This is a genomic window from Primorskyibacter aestuariivivens, from assembly GCF_028023675.1.
GTDB lineage: Bacteria > Pseudomonadota > Alphaproteobacteria > Rhodobacterales > Rhodobacteraceae > Marinovum > Marinovum aestuariivivens.
In genome coordinates this window covers 1-14,728 of the sequence record NZ_JAQIOZ010000026.1, presented here as the reverse complement: position 1 = coordinate 14,728, position 14,728 = coordinate 1, and the positions used below count along the sequence as shown (strand labels likewise).

Sequence of the window (14,728 nt, the reverse complement as noted above, 5' to 3'; positions counted from 1 at the left end):
TTATGCTCCCTTCGCACGGGTATAGGCGATCTTGGCGGCGCGCTTGGCCAGCACTCCCGCCACTTCGGTGCGGAACGCCACCGTGCCGCGCTTGTCGTCAATCGGATTGCAGGCGGCACTTGCCGCCGCCGCCAGCGCGTCCAGCGCCGCGTCGTCCAGCGTGGTGCCGGTGATGGCCTCTGACGCCGCATCCACCAGCAGCACGGTTGGGGCCACCGCGCCCAGCGAAACGCGCGCCTCTTTGATCGTATCGCCATCAAGCCGCAGGCTCACCGCGCAGCCCACCACAGCAATGTCCATCTCGGTCCGCGGGATAAAGCGCAGATAGGCATCCCCCGCATTCTTACCACGCGGCGGCAGGATCAGGGCCGAGATCACCTCGCCCGGTTTCAGGCAGGTCTTGCCGGGGCCTTGCGGTACGTCCTGCACGGCCACGGTGCGGCTGCTGTCCGGCCCGGTGATTTCCACGCTGGCACACGCGGCCACCAGCCCCGGCACGCTGTCTGCCGCAGGCGAGCCATTGCAGAGATTGCCGGTCAGCGTTGCGCGGCCCTGCACCTGGGTAGATCCGACAAGTTCCATGCCTTCGACCACACCGGGCCAGTCGGCCACCAATTCCGCATGCGCGCCAAGCTGCGCACCGGACACGGCCACGCCGATGCGCCAACCGCCATCGTCGGTGCGGGTGATATCCGAGACCCCCGGAATGCGTTTGAGATCAATCAGATCGTCGGGAATGACCATCCCCGCGCGCAGCTGGACCAGCACATCCGTGCCGCCCGCAAGGAACCGCGTGGTTCCCTTTGCACCGGCGGCCAGCGCAGCCGCTTCTTCAAAACTTGCAGGTGTATGATACTGCATGTCTTCTCCCCTGTTCTGGTCCGTCAGCCGCTTGCCGGGCTGATCGCAATCCTGTTGGCCGCCCGAGTCAGGACGGTTTTGTCCGACCATATGCCGATCCCGCGTGAATGGTCGAGAGCACGCGACAAAACTTGTCGCATTCCGTCGCGTAGCACCTGCGACGTCCCTGTGTCAGAAAATGGGGAACATATGCAGCAATGACAAGCGCTGTCTTAACCGGGCATGTCATGACCCGGCACAGGCCGCCCCTGCCCGCCTACGCCTCCAGCTCGGCATCCCAATAGAGAAAGTCGATCCAGCTTTCATGCAGGTGGTTGGGCGGGAATTTGCGCCCCTGATTGCGCAGCTCCTCCGCCCCCGGCTGGCGCGGCGGTTTGCGCAAGGACATGCCGGTCCGGTGCAGCGACTTCGAGCCCTTCTTGAGATTGCAGGGCGAACAGGCCGCGACCACATTCTGCCAGCTTGTCACGCCGCCCGCGGCGCGCGGCACCACGTGATCAAAGGTCAGGTCCCCCCTTGATCCGCAATACTGGCAGCGGAATTCGTCCCTCAGAAAAAGATTAAAGCGCGTGAAGGCCACGCGCTTTTGAGGTTTGACATAGTCCTTGAGGACAACAACCGACGGTATCCTGATCGCGGTCGAAGGGCTTCGGACGACCTCATCATACTCGGCCACGATGTCCACCCGGTCCAGCCAGGCCGCCTTGACCGCATCCTGCCACGGCCAAAGAGACAGCGGATAATAGGACAAGGGCCTGTAATCCGCGTTCAGCACCAATGCCGGGTGCTGTTTCAATGCGCCGGGTTCACGCACGAAATCAGTCCTGAAATCTCCGTCCATACCGTTTCTCGTCCTTCCTTTCATCGACTGTCGGCCGAAGCTCGGGACGAGCGCACCCGCCCTTATGATGTCCACTATATCTCGCGTCCGACGTCTGACAAGCCTCTAAACTTACCTCGTTTGTCGCATGTGCTACGCGCCCAAGGTGACGATTGCGTGACAAGGCTCAAGCTGGACTTTGCGCTTCCCTGGCCCCTGTCAGGGCAATCTCCCGCGTAAGTCCAAGCGCCCCGGCAAAACCCGCATCGTGGGTTACGACAATCATCGCCCCGTCATAGCCCGCCAGCGCCGCTTCCACCGCTTCCACCGCATCCAGATCGAGATGGCTCGTCGGCTCATCCAGCAGCAGAAGCCGCGCTGGATCGGGCTGGCCCAGCGCCAGCGCGAGCCCCAGCCGCAACCGCTCGCCACCGCTCAGCCCGGAGACCGGCACCAGCGCCGCGTCGTTGCGAAACAGGAACCGCGCCAGCAAGGCCCGCACCCCGTTCTCGTCCAGCTCCGGGATCGCCGCGCGCGCATGGTCCAGCACGCGTCCCGCGCCGCTGCGAATGCCGTCCAGCCGTTGATCGAGATAGGCGACCCGCACCCATCGCTCGATCCGCCCCGACTCGGGCGTCAGCTCCCCCGCGATCAGCCTGAGCAAGGTGGATTTCCCCACGCCATTGCCACCCAAAAGGCGGATGCGCTCGGGCCCGTGAATGTCCAGCGCCATCCCCTCGATCCCGCGCGCCGCGCCGGGATGGCGAAAGCGCAGCCCGGACATGTGCAGCACCTGCCGCCCCGGCGGCAAATCGGTCGCGGGCAGGTCAAACCCCAGCGACTTGGCCCGGTCCACCGCCGCGCGCGCGCTCTCCAGCCGGGTCTCGGCCGCCTTGACCTGACGCTCGGCCAGCCTTGCCTGCCCGGCGGCGCGGGCTTCTGCGCCGTCTTTGGCCTTGTCGAGCAGCACCTTGGGCTGACTGCCGGAGCCGCGCAATGCCTTGCCGGTCCTTGCACGGCGGGCCTTGCGCGCCTCCGCCTCCGCCACCTGTTTGCGTGTCCCGCTCAGCGCCGCCTCGGCCCGCTGCAAATCCTGGGCGGCGCGCGCACGCTCGGTCTCGCGCAGCGCGGCATAACCCGCCCAGCCGCCCGCATGAAAACGCACGCCCTGTTCGGTCAGGTCCATCACCCCATCCATCCGCTCCAGCAGCGCCCGGTCATGGCTGGCCACAAGCGCAAGGCCGCGATGGGAGTCGAGAAGATCAAAGAGCAGCGCACGGCCATCGGCGTCCAGATCGTTGGACGGCTCATCAAGCAGAACGATCTCCGGCACATCAAAGAACAGCGCTGCCAACGCCGCACGTCGGCTTTGCCCGCCCGACAATTGCGCCAGCGGCGTCGTGACCGGCAGGTCCAGCCCCACCCGGGCCAGCGCCGCCTCAAGCCGCTCTTCGAGGGTCCAGTCGATACGGTCGGCATCCTCCAGATCGCCCGAAAGCGCATTCTGCAGCGCCTCAAGCGCCGCCCGGCAGACGAAAAGATCGACAAGTGCCGCCCCCTCGAACGGCTCCGACTGGCGCAGTAACCGCACCGGGCCGCTGGCCACGATCGCTCCAGACGCGATCGGTTCCACCCCGGCAATGGCGCGTAGCAATGTGGATTTGCCCGATCCGTTGCGCCCCACAAGTGCGGTTTTGCCCGTGGTGAGCTTGCCCGAAAACGGGGCAATGATCTGGGTCTGGTCAGGAAGGGTGAGGGAGGTCTCGGAAAAGGTCAGAAAGGGCATAAGCACACCGGTCAGCAGAAGAGAACAACAAGCGACGTTGGTTTTCTGCGTAATCCATGGCGTGATCCTTTACTGATCTCTTCGAACAGACATAGACGACCGGAACCCGATTTTCAACGCGCCCTTGCTGCGGGGCCTGCGGGACGTCTAGGGTTGGGCCATGTCGTCCACGCCCGCCATCACCGGTCTTCTCGAAGCCGCGCTCTACGCCCGAGACCTAGAGGCCGCCGAACGGTTCTATCACGGTCTTCTGGGCATGGAGATCGTCATTCACGTGGCCCCGCGCCACATCTTTTTCCGGGCGGGCAATGCGATCCTGCTGGTGTTCAACCCCGAAGAAACCGTCAAACCGCCCGGTAATCCCGACATGCCTGTCCCGCCCCATGGCGCGCACGGTCCGGGGCATGTGTGTTTTGAAGCCACGCGCGCCCAGATCGTCGAATGGCGCGGGATATTCCGCCGCGCCGATGTGGCGATTGAGGCCGAGTTCGACTGGCCTAACGGGGCGCGCTCGCTTTACGTGCGCGACCCTGCAGGCAATTCCGTAGAGTTCGCCGAACGGCGGTTGTGGTTCGACTGAAGGTCGCCGTCAGAACCCGCACTTATCCCGCAGGAACGCCAGCGCCACGCCCAGACCATCGGGGGCGATGCCATGGGCCGTGCCCTTCATGATATGGGCATAGACCTCTTTGAACCCGGCCTTTTGCAGCGCTTCTGCTGCCTCGGGCAGCGATCGCACCGGCACCACATCGTCCTGATCGCCATGGACAAGCAGGATCGGCGGCTTGTTCACCACCTCGTCCTCAAGCAGTTCCGGCGCCAGCAGCCGCCCGGAAAATCCGACGATGCCCGCCATCTCGTCGTCGCGGCGCGGGCCCACATGCAGCGACATCATGGTGCCTTGGGAAAAGCCGAACAGCGCCACCTGCTCGGGCAGCACATCTTCGTCCACCATCACGCTATCGAGATAGGCGTTCAGGTCCTCGACCGCGCGCGCCATCCCGGCCTCGGCCTCTTCCTGGCTGGAGCCGTCGATCCACGGGATCGGGAACCATTGATAGCCAAAGGGCGCACCGGCGCAGTTCTCCGGCGCATCGGGCGACAGGAACAACGTGTCGGGCAGGTGTTCACCCAGCAGATCGGCCAGCCCCAGAAGATCCGCGCCATTTGCGCCGTAGCCATGCAGGAAAATCACCACCGAGCGAATACTGCCCGAGCGCGGTTCCTTGCGGCCGGATGTCAAAACACGAGTCATCGGATCCCTTCCCTGTCCTTTGCCACCCTGTAGTAGGCCCAGAGCGCGCGCGCCGCAACCGACCGCCAGGGCGACCAGTCTTCGGCGATTTGCCGCATCTGCTTTTCGCGCGGACGCTCCGGCAGGTCCAGCAGGATACGCGCCGCTTCCTGCAGCGCCAGATCGCCATGGGCAAAGACATCCGCCCGGCCAAGGCTGAACATGGCATAGATCTCGGCGGTCCAGACGCCGATGCCCTTGACCGCGGTGAGCGTCGCGATGACCTCATCTGTCGGTGTGTCCCGCAGCGCTTCGAAATCAATCCCCGCCTCGGCCAGCGCGCGGGCATAGCTGGCTTTCTGACGGCTGAGGCCCAGCGCGCGCAGCCCTTCTTCGTCGGTGGCGCGGATCGCTTCGGGCGTCACCATGCCGGCCTCCCGCAACCGCCCCCAGATCGCCGATGCCGAGGCAACGCTGACCTGTTGGCTGACAATGGCGCTGAGCAGTTGGTCGAACCCGTCCGGTTTGCGCCGGAGCGGCAGCGGACAGCAGGCGTCCAATGCGGGCGCAAAGCGCGGATCGGCGCGGCGCAGCCATTCGACCCCTTCAGCGACACAGGTCTCGGTCTCGATGATGCGGCCTACAGACATTCAACCACCTGTTTCAGCGCGGAGGATACATCGCCTACTACCCGTGCCGGTGGCAGCGCAGGACGGGGCAGCATCGCCACCTGTACGCCCAGCTTGCGCGCCGCTTCCAGTTTCGGCCAGCCGCCTGTCCCGCCCGCATTGCGCAGGATGATCCAGTCGATCCGCAGACGCCGCATCAACGCCACCTCCTGCGCCACGGTAAAGGGCGCGCTCCCCTTCAGAAACCGTCCGCGCGGCAGGGGGAAGCGATCGTCATGGTCGCTGATCTGGCGGGCATAGACATAGGCACGCGACAACCCCTTGAGCCGCGACAGGCTTTGACGTCCGGTGGCCAGCAGGACCCGTTCGCCCGGTGCAACAAGCCGCGCCGCCGCGGCCTCGTCGCGCGGAAAAGACCAGTGGTCCTGCCGGGTCGGGCGCCATGCGGCACGCTCAATCCTGAACAATGGGATGTCCCGCGCACGCGCCACCTCATACGCGATTTGCGAGCTCTCGCGATCACAGGGATGCGACGCATCCACCAGCACCCGCACGCCATAGCCAAGCCGCGCCATCAGCGCCTCCTGCGACAGCAACGCCGGCACAACCGGCACCGGCCAGTTCTGCGCCAACCGCTCGGGTGCGGGCAGCATGACCGCGGCGTTGCCTTTGAGACGCGCCGCCAATGCGCGCGCCTCGGCCGAGCCGCCGATGATCAGAACCTTTTGTCGCGGAACGAAAAACATGGGGCTCGCTTACCTCAGCCGCCGCGCGATTGCAGCAGAAAACGCCACGTCTCGGCCCGGCCCGCGCCAATTTCTTGGGGCTTGCCGTGGCGCGCATTCACATATACCGCTTCGCATATGAGTGATACCGCCGCCCCTGCCCCGACAGACAACCGCGCCAGGCGCAACGTGATCGTGCTGGTCCTGGCCCAGGCGATTCTCGGCGCGCAGATGCCGATGATCTTCACCATTGGCGGTCTGGCGGGGCAATCGCTGGCCTCTAATGTGTGTTTTGCCACGCTGCCGATCTCGCTGATCGTGATCGGGTCCATGCTAACGGCCACGCCGATCTCGGGCTTCATGCAGCGCTATGGCCGCCGCGCGGGTTTTTTCGTGGGCGCAATGGGCGGTGCACTGGGCGGCGTGATCGGGGCTTACGGGCTTTATGTGCAAAGCTTCTCCATCTTCCTGATCGGTTCGTTTCTGACCGGTATCTATATGTCGGCACAGGGGTTTTACCGCTTTGCCGCCGCCGACACCGCGTCCGACGATTTCCGGCCCAAGGCGATCTCCTATGTGATGGCCGGAGGCCTCGCCTCGGCGGTGATCGGCCCGCAACTGGTCAAGGTCACGGCCGATGCCTATGTGATCCCCTTCCTCGGCACCTATGCCGCGGTGATCGGGGTGAACCTGCTGGGCTCGTTGCTGTTTCTCTTCCTCGACATTCCCAAACCGCCGGTCCCCTCCGAGGACGCGCCCAAGGGCCGGAGCCGCTGGGAGCTGATCACCACGCCGCGCATCGCGGTGGCGGTGATCTGCGCGATGGTGTCCTATGCGCTGATGAACCTTGTCATGACCTCCACGCCGCTGGCGGTGGTGGGCTGCGGGTTCGAACAGAACTCGGCAGCGGACGTGGTTACAGCGCATGTGTTGGCGATGTTCGCACCCAGCTTTTTCACCGGCCACCTGATCGCGCGGTTTGGCGTGGAAAAGATCGTGGCGCTGGGGCTTTTGATCCTCGCCGGGGCCGGGGCCGTGGCGTTGCAGGGGGTCGAGCTTGAGAATTTCTTTATCGCGCTGGTGCTATTGGGGCTGGGCTGGAATTTCGGTTTCATCGGCGCAACCGCCATGCTGACCGCCGCCCATGAGCCGCATGAACGGGGCCGGATGCAGGGGATGAACGACCTGATCGTCTTTGGCGGTGTGTCGGTGGCCTCGCTGGCCTCGGGCGGGCTGATGAACTGTTCCGGCGGCAATGCCCAAGAAGGCTGGATCGCGGTGAACATGGCGATGGCACCGTTCCTGATGCTGGCGGGCGGAGCGCTTTTGTGGCTGATGTTCCGGCCCAGGGACGAAATGGCCTGATCCGGGCGGGTCAAATTCTGTCAACAGAATTTGCAAATGACTTCGAAGACATTTGCCCGCTCAGATAGCCCCCGTCAGCGCCCGGCGCATCAGCCCGACGCGTTTCGTGAATTCGGACAGCCCCAACGTGCCATCGGCCACCCGGCGCGGGTCCGCCACCACCTGTTTGAGAATGCCCTCCGCCTGCCACCCGGCCCAGAGCGCAGGCCGCGCCCCGCGCGCCACACCCGCCCGCTTGCCCCGATTGAGCTGCGCCAAGGCCCCTTCGGCCAGCACCCGAACCGCCTCGGCCCGCCCATCGACTAGCGGAATGCGCCCCCGCGCCTCCAGTTCCGGCACCGCACGCAGAAACTGCGCCACGCCCGCGCCAAAAGCGATATCGCGCACGGCCTGTTCCCCGGTTGCGCCCAGGTTCTGCGCCGCCACCCACATGAGATGGCCCGCCGTCTGGTCGATATAAGCGCGAAATGCCGCCTCGTCCTCGAAGGCCTCGCGATAGGCATCCCAACGACGCGCAAGAACGAGGTCATCCAGCAAAACCGCCTGCTCCGCGCTGAGCACCTGTGCCAGCGGCGTCACCACCTCGTGCCGGCGCACGTCCTCGCCCGCTGCAATCTCCTCCAGCGCATCGCGCCACCATTGCAACCGCATCTCGGCGATCATCGGCTCTTCGGTGACCCATGGCGCGCGGCTCACCTCCACATTCATCGCGTAGAGCGGAAACAGCCGTGCGCGCACCTCCACAGGCGCGGCCATGGCGCTGGCAAAGCGGTCAGGATCGCCCTGTTCGACAATCGCCGCGCAGGCCTGCCAGCCGTCAACACGCATGGCTTACCCCTGCCCGTGATCGCGGGTCAGTTTCCAGCGGATTGCATCAAGCAACGCCTCGACAGAGGCATCGACGATATTGGCCGACACCCCCACCGTGGACCAGCGCCGCCCCTTGCCATCCTCGCTGTCGATGATGACGCGGGTCACGGCCTCGGTGCCGCCTTGCGTGATGCGCACCTTGAAATCCACCAGATGCATGTCGTCGATCGAGGTCTGGTATTTGCCCAGATCCTTGGCCAGCGCGCGCGCCAGCGCGTTGACCGGGCCGCGATCGCTGCCCTCTTCGTCAAAGCTTTCGCTGACCGACATGATCTGCTGCCCGTCGATGGTTACGGCCACCACCGCCTCGGACGCGGAAACGATCTGGCCCAGCGCATTGCGCCGCCGCTCGACGGTCACGCGGTAGCGGTCCACTTCGAAAAACCGCTCCATCCCGCCCAGTTCCTCGCGCGCAAGCAGCTCGAACGACGCCTGCGCCCCGTCATAGGCATAACCCTCAGCCTCGCGGTCCTTGACCCGGTCAAGAATGCGGCCCAGCGCCGGATCGCCCTTGTCCACGCTCAGCCCCGCATCGGCCAGACGGCGGCGCAGGTTGGATTGTCCCGCCTGATTGGACATGGGGATGATACGCTCATTGCCCACCAGCGCCGGGTCGATATGCTCATAGGTCGACGGGTCCTTGAGGATCGCACTGGCATGCAGCCCGGCTTTATGCGCAAAGGCGCTGGCCCCCACATAGGCCGCTTGTCTCGAAGGCACGCGGTTGAGGATCTCGTCCAGCATCCGGCTGAGCCGGACCATGCCCGACAGCGCCTCTTGCGGCACGCCGGTCTCGAACATCGAGGCATAGGGTTCCTTGAGCAGGAGCGTCGGGATCAGCGTGGTCAGGTTGGCATTGCCACAGCGCTCGCCCAGCCCGTTCAGCGTGCCCTGCACCTGCCGCGCACCTGCTTCGACGGCGGCCAAAGACCCCGCCACGGCGTTTTCCGTGTCGTTATGGGTATGGATGCCCAGCTTGTCGCCGGGAATGCCCGCCGCGATCACCTCGGACACGATCCGCCCGATTTCCGTGGGCAGCGTGCCGCCATTGGTGTCGCAGAGCACAACCCAGCGCGCCCCGGCCTCAAGCGCGGCGCGCAGCGTCTCCAGCGCATAGCCCGCATCGGCCTTGTAGCCATCAAAGAAATGTTCGGCATCGAACAGCGCCTCGCGGCCCTGCGCTTTGATATGCGCCATGGAGCGGGCGATATTGTCGGTATTCTCTTCGCGGGTCACACCAAGCGCTTTTTCCACATGATAGACATGGGATTTGCCTACCAGACAGACCGCTCCGGTCCCGGCATTCATCACCGCCGCCAGCACATCATCATTTTCCGCGCTCATGCCGGTGCGCTTGGTCATGCCGAATGCGGTCATCTGCGCGCGGGTTTTGGGCGCGGCATCGAAAAACGCGCTGTCGGTGGGGTTGGCGCCCGGCCAGCCGCCTTCGATATAATCGAGGCCCAGCGCGTCCAGCGCCTCGGCGATCTTTTGTTTCTCGGACGTGGAGAATTGCACGCCCTGGGTCTGCTGCCCGTCGCGCAGCGTGGTGTCGTAGAGATAGAGGCGTTCGCGTGTCATGCTGTGCCCTCCTGAAACAAGGCGGGAAGGGTCGGGCGCGGCCCGGGGCAGGCCCGGGCAGTATGGTTCATATCCTGCGCCATCACAGACCCTCCAGCTTGGCTGGATCAAAGTCCTTTTCGAGTTTGTAAGTCACCCCACCATCAGCGGTATCAACGAGCGAAACACCGGCGGCGGTCAAGATAGCTCTGATCTCATCCGCCTTCTCAAAATTTCTTTCTTTTCGTGCTGTGGCTCTTCGTTCGATTAAAGATTCGATCTTGGGACGGTTTTCCTCAGACTGAAGAATTTTGTCGTAGGCCCCTTGCGTTCCTGCATCAACCTGCAATTCAAATCCTAAAAACTCAGCGCCAGCTTTCAGTTCAGCAAATTCACCCGACTTCGCGAGTTTTCTGAGAGCGGTCAGTGCACTGTGAGTATTCATATCATTGCACAAAGCATCAATCACCTCGGAAGGTATGCTTTTTGACGCCTCAACATTGCTCGTATACAGCGCCCACTTTTCAAGCTCTTCCTCAGCCTCCGCCGCCTTCTTCGCGGTCCAGTCCATCGGCTTGCCGTAATGAGTGCTCAGGAACACGAACCGGATCACCTCGCCCGGGACACCTTCATCCAGCAAGTCCCTGACCGTAAAGAAATTTCCCAGGCTCTTGGACATCTTCTTGCCCTCGACCTGCAACATCTCGTTATGCAGCCAGTAACGCGCGAAGGATCCCTCTGGATGGGCGCAGCAGCTTTGCGCCACCTCGTTTTCGTGATGCGGAAACATCAGATCATTGCCGCCGCCGTGAATGTCGAATGACGCGCCCAGAAGCGCGTGGCTCATGGCAGAGCATTCGATATGCCAGCCGGGCCGCCCCCGCCCCCAGGGGCTGTCCCATCCGGGCAGATCCGGCGCGGAGGGTTTCCAGAGCACGAAATCCATCGGGTTGCGTTTATAGGGCGCAACCTCGACCCGCGCGCCCGCGATCATGTCATCCACCGACCGACCCGACAGCGCGCCGTATTCCGCGTAGCTTTCCACCGCGAACAGCACATGGCCCTCCGCCGCATAGGCATGGCCCCGGGCGATCAGCGCCTCGATCATCTCAATCATCTGCGGGATATATTGCGTGGCGCGCGGCATATGGGTCGGCTCCAGCGTGCCAAGTTCTGCCATATCGTCCAGATACCACTGCGTCGTCTCCGCCGTGATCTCACCGATCTCGCGCCCGCTTTCGGCGGCGCGCGCGTTGATCTTGTCATCCACGTCGGTGAAATTGCGCACATAGGTCACGTGATCCGGCCCATAGACATGGCGCAAGAGCCGGAACAACACGTCGAACATGATCACATTGCGTGCATTGCCCAGATGCGCCCGGTCGTAAACCGTTGGGCCACAGAGATAAATCCGCACGTCGCTCGGATCGATCGGTTCAAAGACCTCTTTGCGGCGGGTCTTTGTGTTGTGCAGTCTGATCTCGGTCATGGCCTCTCCTCACGGGCGCGCGGACGCTCGTGGCGGGCTTAGCAAGATCGTTTCACAATGGAAAGAAGATGAGTGGCCCGCCAACGATGTCAGCGGGGAATGCAGCAGATAATGATGGTTGCAGCGATACTCATAAAGCTTCCCTAGCATGGCAGGCACGCCGCGCCAAGCGTGCTGTTGACCCGCGCCGCCCATCCAGCAGCGTCAGCGCCACGCCCGGCACGATCAGCGCCACGCCCGCCCATGTGACCGGGCCATAGCGTTCGCCCAGAAACAGCACCGCCGCGCCCATGCCGGTGGCTGCCGCGACATAGCCGATCTGGCTGAGCAGCACCGGGCCGCCAAGGCGCTGGAGCCGGAAAAAGGCGGGGAATGTGGCCCCTGCAACGGCCATTTGCAACAATGCGGTTCCCTTGATCTCTGCCAGTGTTTCCAACGGGATACGACCATACGCTAAGACAAGGACACCGGCAAAGACCAGCGCGGCTGTGGCATGGCTCCAAAAGGCCAGCGCCATCGGATCGCCGCCTTCGGGCCAGTCCAGCGTGCGATAGACATTGCCGATGGCCAGCAGCAACGGGATCGCAAGCGCCGCCAGCGCCCAGAGCGACAGCCCCGCCACATCGCCACGCCCCAACGCCACCAGCATCGCCCCGGCCATGCCCAGGGCGATGCCGCCAAGCCCCAGCCGCCCCGGCGATTTCAGGCCCGCCAGCATGGACAGCGCCAGCGTAAAGACCGGCGAGAGTGCGAACATCATGCCCACCTGTCCCGCACCCACATGCGGAATGGCGCTGAACACCAGAAGATTGGCCGCGACAAAAGTGATCACCCCGGCCACCACCACATAGCGCAGGGTTGCGCCGCGCGGCGGGGTCAGCGCCCCGCGCAGCGCCAGGGACGGGATCAGCGCCAAAGAAGCACCGGTGGAAATCAGCATCGCCCAAAGCGCGGGCGGCACACCCTCCGCGCCCGCCAGCTTGCCCAACGGGAAGTTCAGGCCGGTCATGACCCCGACATACAAAAGCAGAAAAATAAGAGCATTAGGCATGAGACGTCACCTGAAACATCCAGTCGAACCCGGCAAGGCGGATGCGCAGAGACCAGCGCTGCGTGCGCAAGGGCCGGAGGCGTGGTTGCGGTGCCGAATTGCCGTGTTGGCGCAACAGCGACACCAGAAGCAATCCGTTATCCATAGCTGACCACCTCGTATTCGATGCCATCCGGCCCTTCGAAATAGAAACGGCGTCCCGGTTCGTAATCATGATGCGCATGGGGGTTGAACCCCGCCGCGCGCACCGTCGCCTCTGCGGCATCCAGATCGTCGACCACGACCCCGATATGGTTGAGCGTGCCTTGCGCAGCATAGCGCGCGGGCCGGTCCGCGCCGCCCGGCACGGCAAAGAGCGCGATATAGCTGTCGGCATCACCCACATGCACCGCGTCCCAATCGCCATCGGCGGTCTTGCCCTGCCAGCGAATGCGCCAGCCAAAGGCGCAGCACAGCACATCGGCGGTGGCATGGGCATCTGCAACGCTCAGGTTCACATGTTCGAGTCGGGTCATATCCTGTCTCCTTCATCTGTCTTGCTTTGAACATGCGACCTCAAGTACAGTTTAGGTCAAGACAAAAGAGTCACGTATTTTCAGAGCTTAGCGATGTCATCACGCGGATTATCCATCGGATTTGTCGCCGAACGTACCGGGCTTTCGGTCTCGGCCATCCGGTTTTACGAGGATCAGGGATTGGTGCATCCGCACCGCAATGCGGGCGGACAGCGGGCGTTTGAACGTTCGGATATCCGGCGGCTTTCCTTCGTGCTGATCGCGCAGACGCTGGGGTTTTCCATTGCCGAGATTCGCGAGGCGCTGGCCTCCCTTCCCGAAAACCGCACCCCGACCACGGCCGACTGGACCCGCATTTCCAACCGCTTCGGCGCGGTGCTGGACGAGAAGATCGCCCAGATGCAGGCGCTGCGGGACAAGCTGGATGGCTGCATCGGCTGTGGTTGCCTGTCACTGGACAAGTGCAGGCTCTACAACCCCGAGGACCGCGCCGCGACGCTGGGCAAGGGGCCGCGCTATGTCATGGGGGATGAGCCGGACCCAGGATAAGTTGTGTCGCGCGGCCAAATGCCCTGTTCCGGGAATCGCTGAACGGTCGCAGGCTTTGCCCCATGTCACGCGAGATCGTAAACGCCATCTGCGCGCAATTTCCCGGCGCGGACTGCTCCGACCCATGGGGCGGCGGCCATGACGCGTGGAAGGTGGGCGGCAAGATGTTTGCCTCGGTGGGCGCGCGCGGCGATGGCGTGTCGGTCAAGACCGGGGATATCGACACCGCGCAGGCGCTGATCGAGATGGGGCGCGGGATCAAGGCCCCCTATTTCCACCGCTCCTGGCTGCATGTCCCGTTTGACCGCATCGCCGCGAATGACATCACCGAGGACGAGCTGCGCGACCGGCTGGAGACCTCTTATCGCATTGTGCGTAGCAAACTGCCGAAGAAAGTGCAGGCAGGTCTGGGATGAGCGTTTCACGGCTTTATCTGACGGGATTGCCGGGCAGTGGCCACGAACTCGACCTGTTGCCCGAACGCCCGGAGGACCTGCTTGTGCTGGACCGCAACGGGTATCGCTATTTCGGCGCCATGGCCAAGGATCTGGGCCGCTATTCCGAAGGACGGCCGGTGCATCTGATCGGGTTTTCGCTGGGCGCGCATGCGGCGCTGCGGCTTGCCGCTGCCGCGCCGGAGCGCGTGTCCGCTCTGACGCTGGTGTCGCCCGCCGGACCGTTGGAACTGGGCCGGTTCCTGCCGGGCATGGCGGGTGCATCTGTCTTTCGGCTGGCGCGATGGCCGATCCTGTTCCGGGGATTTGCCCGCTTGCAAAGAATGTTGGCGCTGCGCGCGCCCTCCTTTCTGGCGGCGCAATTGATCAAGTCGATGAGCGCCCCGGACAAGGCGTTTTTCGCGGATACCGAGCACAGGATCACCTTTGAACGCATCCTTGTGGCCGGGTTCGACGCGAATTACCCCACCTATCGCCGCGAGCTCCCGACCTATGTACGTCCGTGGTCCGACCGGCTGGCACGCATCAAATGTCCCGTGACGATCTGGCAGGGCACCGAGGATCGCTGGACACCGCCCGCCATGGCCGAGGCGCTTTACGCGGCACTGCCCGATGGTGCGCGGCTGAACCGCGTGGAAGGGGCCGGGCATTACACCACGCTGGTGCGCAAGGCGGATGAGATTTTTGCCGTCAACAGGGGCTAGGTGTTCAGTCCCGGCATTTGGTGGATCGGATTTAGGATGAAACGATCTGGCTCTGAAGTCCAGATCTTGCAGATGTATTCGTAAGGCGTCAGCCCGCTGAGGGTCTTGAACCTGC

The 14,728-nt window shown here is 63.9% G+C and carries 17 protein-coding genes and 1 pseudogene; 5 read left to right on the top strand and 13 right to left on the bottom strand.

Annotated elements, in window-relative coordinates; genetic code table 11:
• The 3 genes from PGB28_RS19955 to PGB28_RS19945 all read right to left on the bottom strand — a co-directional run bounded on the left by PGB28_RS19955 (nt 1) and on the right by PGB28_RS19945 (nt 3,467).
• Nucleotides 1-861 carry an FAD binding domain-containing protein gene (locus tag PGB28_RS19955; RefSeq protein WP_271423285.1) on the bottom strand — a complete coding sequence of 287 codons (861 nt, stop codon included), beginning with the start codon at nt 859-861 and terminating at the stop codon, nt 1-3.
• Between the two features lie 256 nt (nt 862-1,117).
• Nucleotides 1,118-1,702: an HNH endonuclease gene (locus tag PGB28_RS19950; protein WP_271423284.1), complete on the bottom strand. Its 585-nt coding sequence runs from the start codon at nt 1,700-1,702 to the stop codon at nt 1,118-1,120.
• Nucleotides 1,703-1,868: 166 nt separating this feature from the next.
• A complete protein-coding gene (locus tag PGB28_RS19945; protein WP_271423283.1) occupies nt 1,869-3,467 on the bottom strand; it encodes an ATP-binding cassette domain-containing protein in 1,599 nt (532 codons plus the stop codon).
• Nucleotides 3,468-3,627: 160 nt separating this feature from the next.
• Here PGB28_RS19945 and PGB28_RS19940 point away from each other — a divergent pair, with 160 nt between their 5' ends.
• Entirely contained in the window at nt 3,628-4,047 is a 420-nt protein-coding gene (locus tag PGB28_RS19940) for a VOC family protein (protein ID WP_271423282.1), read from the top strand.
• 9 nt (nt 4,048-4,056) lie between these two features.
• On the opposite strand, the gene PGB28_RS19935 is transcribed toward PGB28_RS19940, so the two are convergent.
• The 3 genes from PGB28_RS19935 to PGB28_RS19925 are packed head-to-tail and all read right to left on the bottom strand — an operon-like array spanning nt 4,057 to nt 6,076.
• Entirely contained in the window at nt 4,057-4,722 is a 666-nt protein-coding gene (locus PGB28_RS19935; protein ID WP_271423281.1) for an alpha/beta hydrolase, read from the bottom strand.
• Entirely contained in the window at nt 4,719-5,351 is a 633-nt protein-coding gene (locus PGB28_RS19930; RefSeq protein ID WP_271423280.1) for a DNA-3-methyladenine glycosylase family protein, read from the bottom strand. Before PGB28_RS19930 ends, PGB28_RS19935 begins: the two co-directional genes overlap by 4 nt.
• Nucleotides 5,342-6,076, bottom strand: a complete 735-nt coding sequence (locus tag PGB28_RS19925; RefSeq protein ID WP_271423279.1) for a precorrin-6A/cobalt-precorrin-6A reductase — start codon at nt 6,074-6,076, stop codon at nt 5,342-5,344. Before PGB28_RS19925 ends, PGB28_RS19930 begins: the two co-directional genes overlap by 10 nt.
• Nucleotides 6,077-6,193: 117 nt before the next feature.
• Here PGB28_RS19925 and PGB28_RS19920 point away from each other — a divergent pair, with 117 nt between their 5' ends.
• Nucleotides 6,194-7,420: an MFS transporter gene (locus PGB28_RS19920; RefSeq protein ID WP_271423278.1), complete on the top strand. Its 1,227-nt coding sequence runs from the start codon at nt 6,194-6,196 to the stop codon at nt 7,418-7,420.
• A 60-nt stretch (nt 7,421-7,480) separates the two neighbouring features.
• On the opposite strand, the gene PGB28_RS19915 is transcribed toward PGB28_RS19920, so the two are convergent.
• The 6 genes from PGB28_RS19915 to PGB28_RS19890 form a co-directional block, all read right to left on the bottom strand.
• A complete protein-coding gene (locus tag PGB28_RS19915) occupies nt 7,481-8,248 on the bottom strand; it encodes a squalene/phytoene synthase family protein (RefSeq protein WP_271423277.1) in 768 nt (255 codons plus the stop codon).
• 3 nt (nt 8,249-8,251) lie between these two features.
• Nucleotides 8,252-9,871: a citramalate synthase gene (cimA, locus tag PGB28_RS19910; protein ID WP_271423276.1), complete on the bottom strand. Its 1,620-nt coding sequence runs from the start codon at nt 9,869-9,871 to the stop codon at nt 8,252-8,254.
• Between the two features lie 82 nt (nt 9,872-9,953).
• Nucleotides 9,954-11,339 carry a cysteine--tRNA ligase gene (gene cysS / locus PGB28_RS19905; RefSeq protein ID WP_271423275.1) on the bottom strand — a complete coding sequence of 462 codons (1,386 nt, stop codon included), beginning with the start codon at nt 11,337-11,339 and terminating at the stop codon, nt 9,954-9,956.
• A gap of 130 nt (nt 11,340-11,469) precedes the next feature.
• The gene (locus tag PGB28_RS19900) at nt 11,470-12,390 is read right to left on the bottom strand and encodes a DMT family transporter (RefSeq protein WP_271423274.1); all 921 of its coding nucleotides are present in this window, start codon (nt 12,388-12,390) and stop codon (nt 11,470-11,472) included.
• The gene (locus PGB28_RS19895; RefSeq protein WP_271423273.1) at nt 12,383-12,535 is read right to left on the bottom strand and encodes a hypothetical protein; all 153 of its coding nucleotides are present in this window, start codon (nt 12,533-12,535) and stop codon (nt 12,383-12,385) included. Before PGB28_RS19895 ends, PGB28_RS19900 begins: the two co-directional genes overlap by 8 nt.
• Complete coding sequence (locus tag PGB28_RS19890) at nt 12,528-12,905, bottom strand: VOC family protein (protein WP_271423272.1); 378 nt, start codon at nt 12,903-12,905, stop codon at nt 12,528-12,530. The genes PGB28_RS19895 and PGB28_RS19890 overlap by 8 nt, the downstream gene beginning before the upstream one ends.
• Before the next feature lie 93 nt (nt 12,906-12,998).
• Between PGB28_RS19890 and soxR the strand changes: the two genes are divergently transcribed.
• From soxR to PGB28_RS19875, 3 genes are all read left to right on the top strand, one after another.
• Nucleotides 12,999-13,454, top strand: a complete 456-nt coding sequence (gene soxR / locus PGB28_RS19885; protein WP_271423271.1) for a redox-sensitive transcriptional activator SoxR — start codon at nt 12,999-13,001, stop codon at nt 13,452-13,454.
• A gap of 62 nt (nt 13,455-13,516) precedes the next feature.
• The gene (locus tag PGB28_RS19880; RefSeq protein WP_271423270.1) at nt 13,517-13,870 is read left to right on the top strand and encodes an MmcQ/YjbR family DNA-binding protein; all 354 of its coding nucleotides are present in this window, start codon (nt 13,517-13,519) and stop codon (nt 13,868-13,870) included.
• The gene (locus PGB28_RS19875) at nt 13,867-14,613 is read left to right on the top strand and encodes an alpha/beta hydrolase (protein ID WP_271423269.1); all 747 of its coding nucleotides are present in this window, start codon (nt 13,867-13,869) and stop codon (nt 14,611-14,613) included. The genes PGB28_RS19880 and PGB28_RS19875 overlap by 4 nt, the downstream gene beginning before the upstream one ends.
• On the opposite strand, the pseudogene PGB28_RS19870 reads toward PGB28_RS19875, so the two are convergent.
• Nucleotides 14,610-14,728: pseudogene (locus PGB28_RS19870) on the bottom strand (IS481 family transposase); the annotation flags it as partial. The gene PGB28_RS19875 and the pseudogene PGB28_RS19870 sit on opposite strands and share 4 nt — an antisense overlap.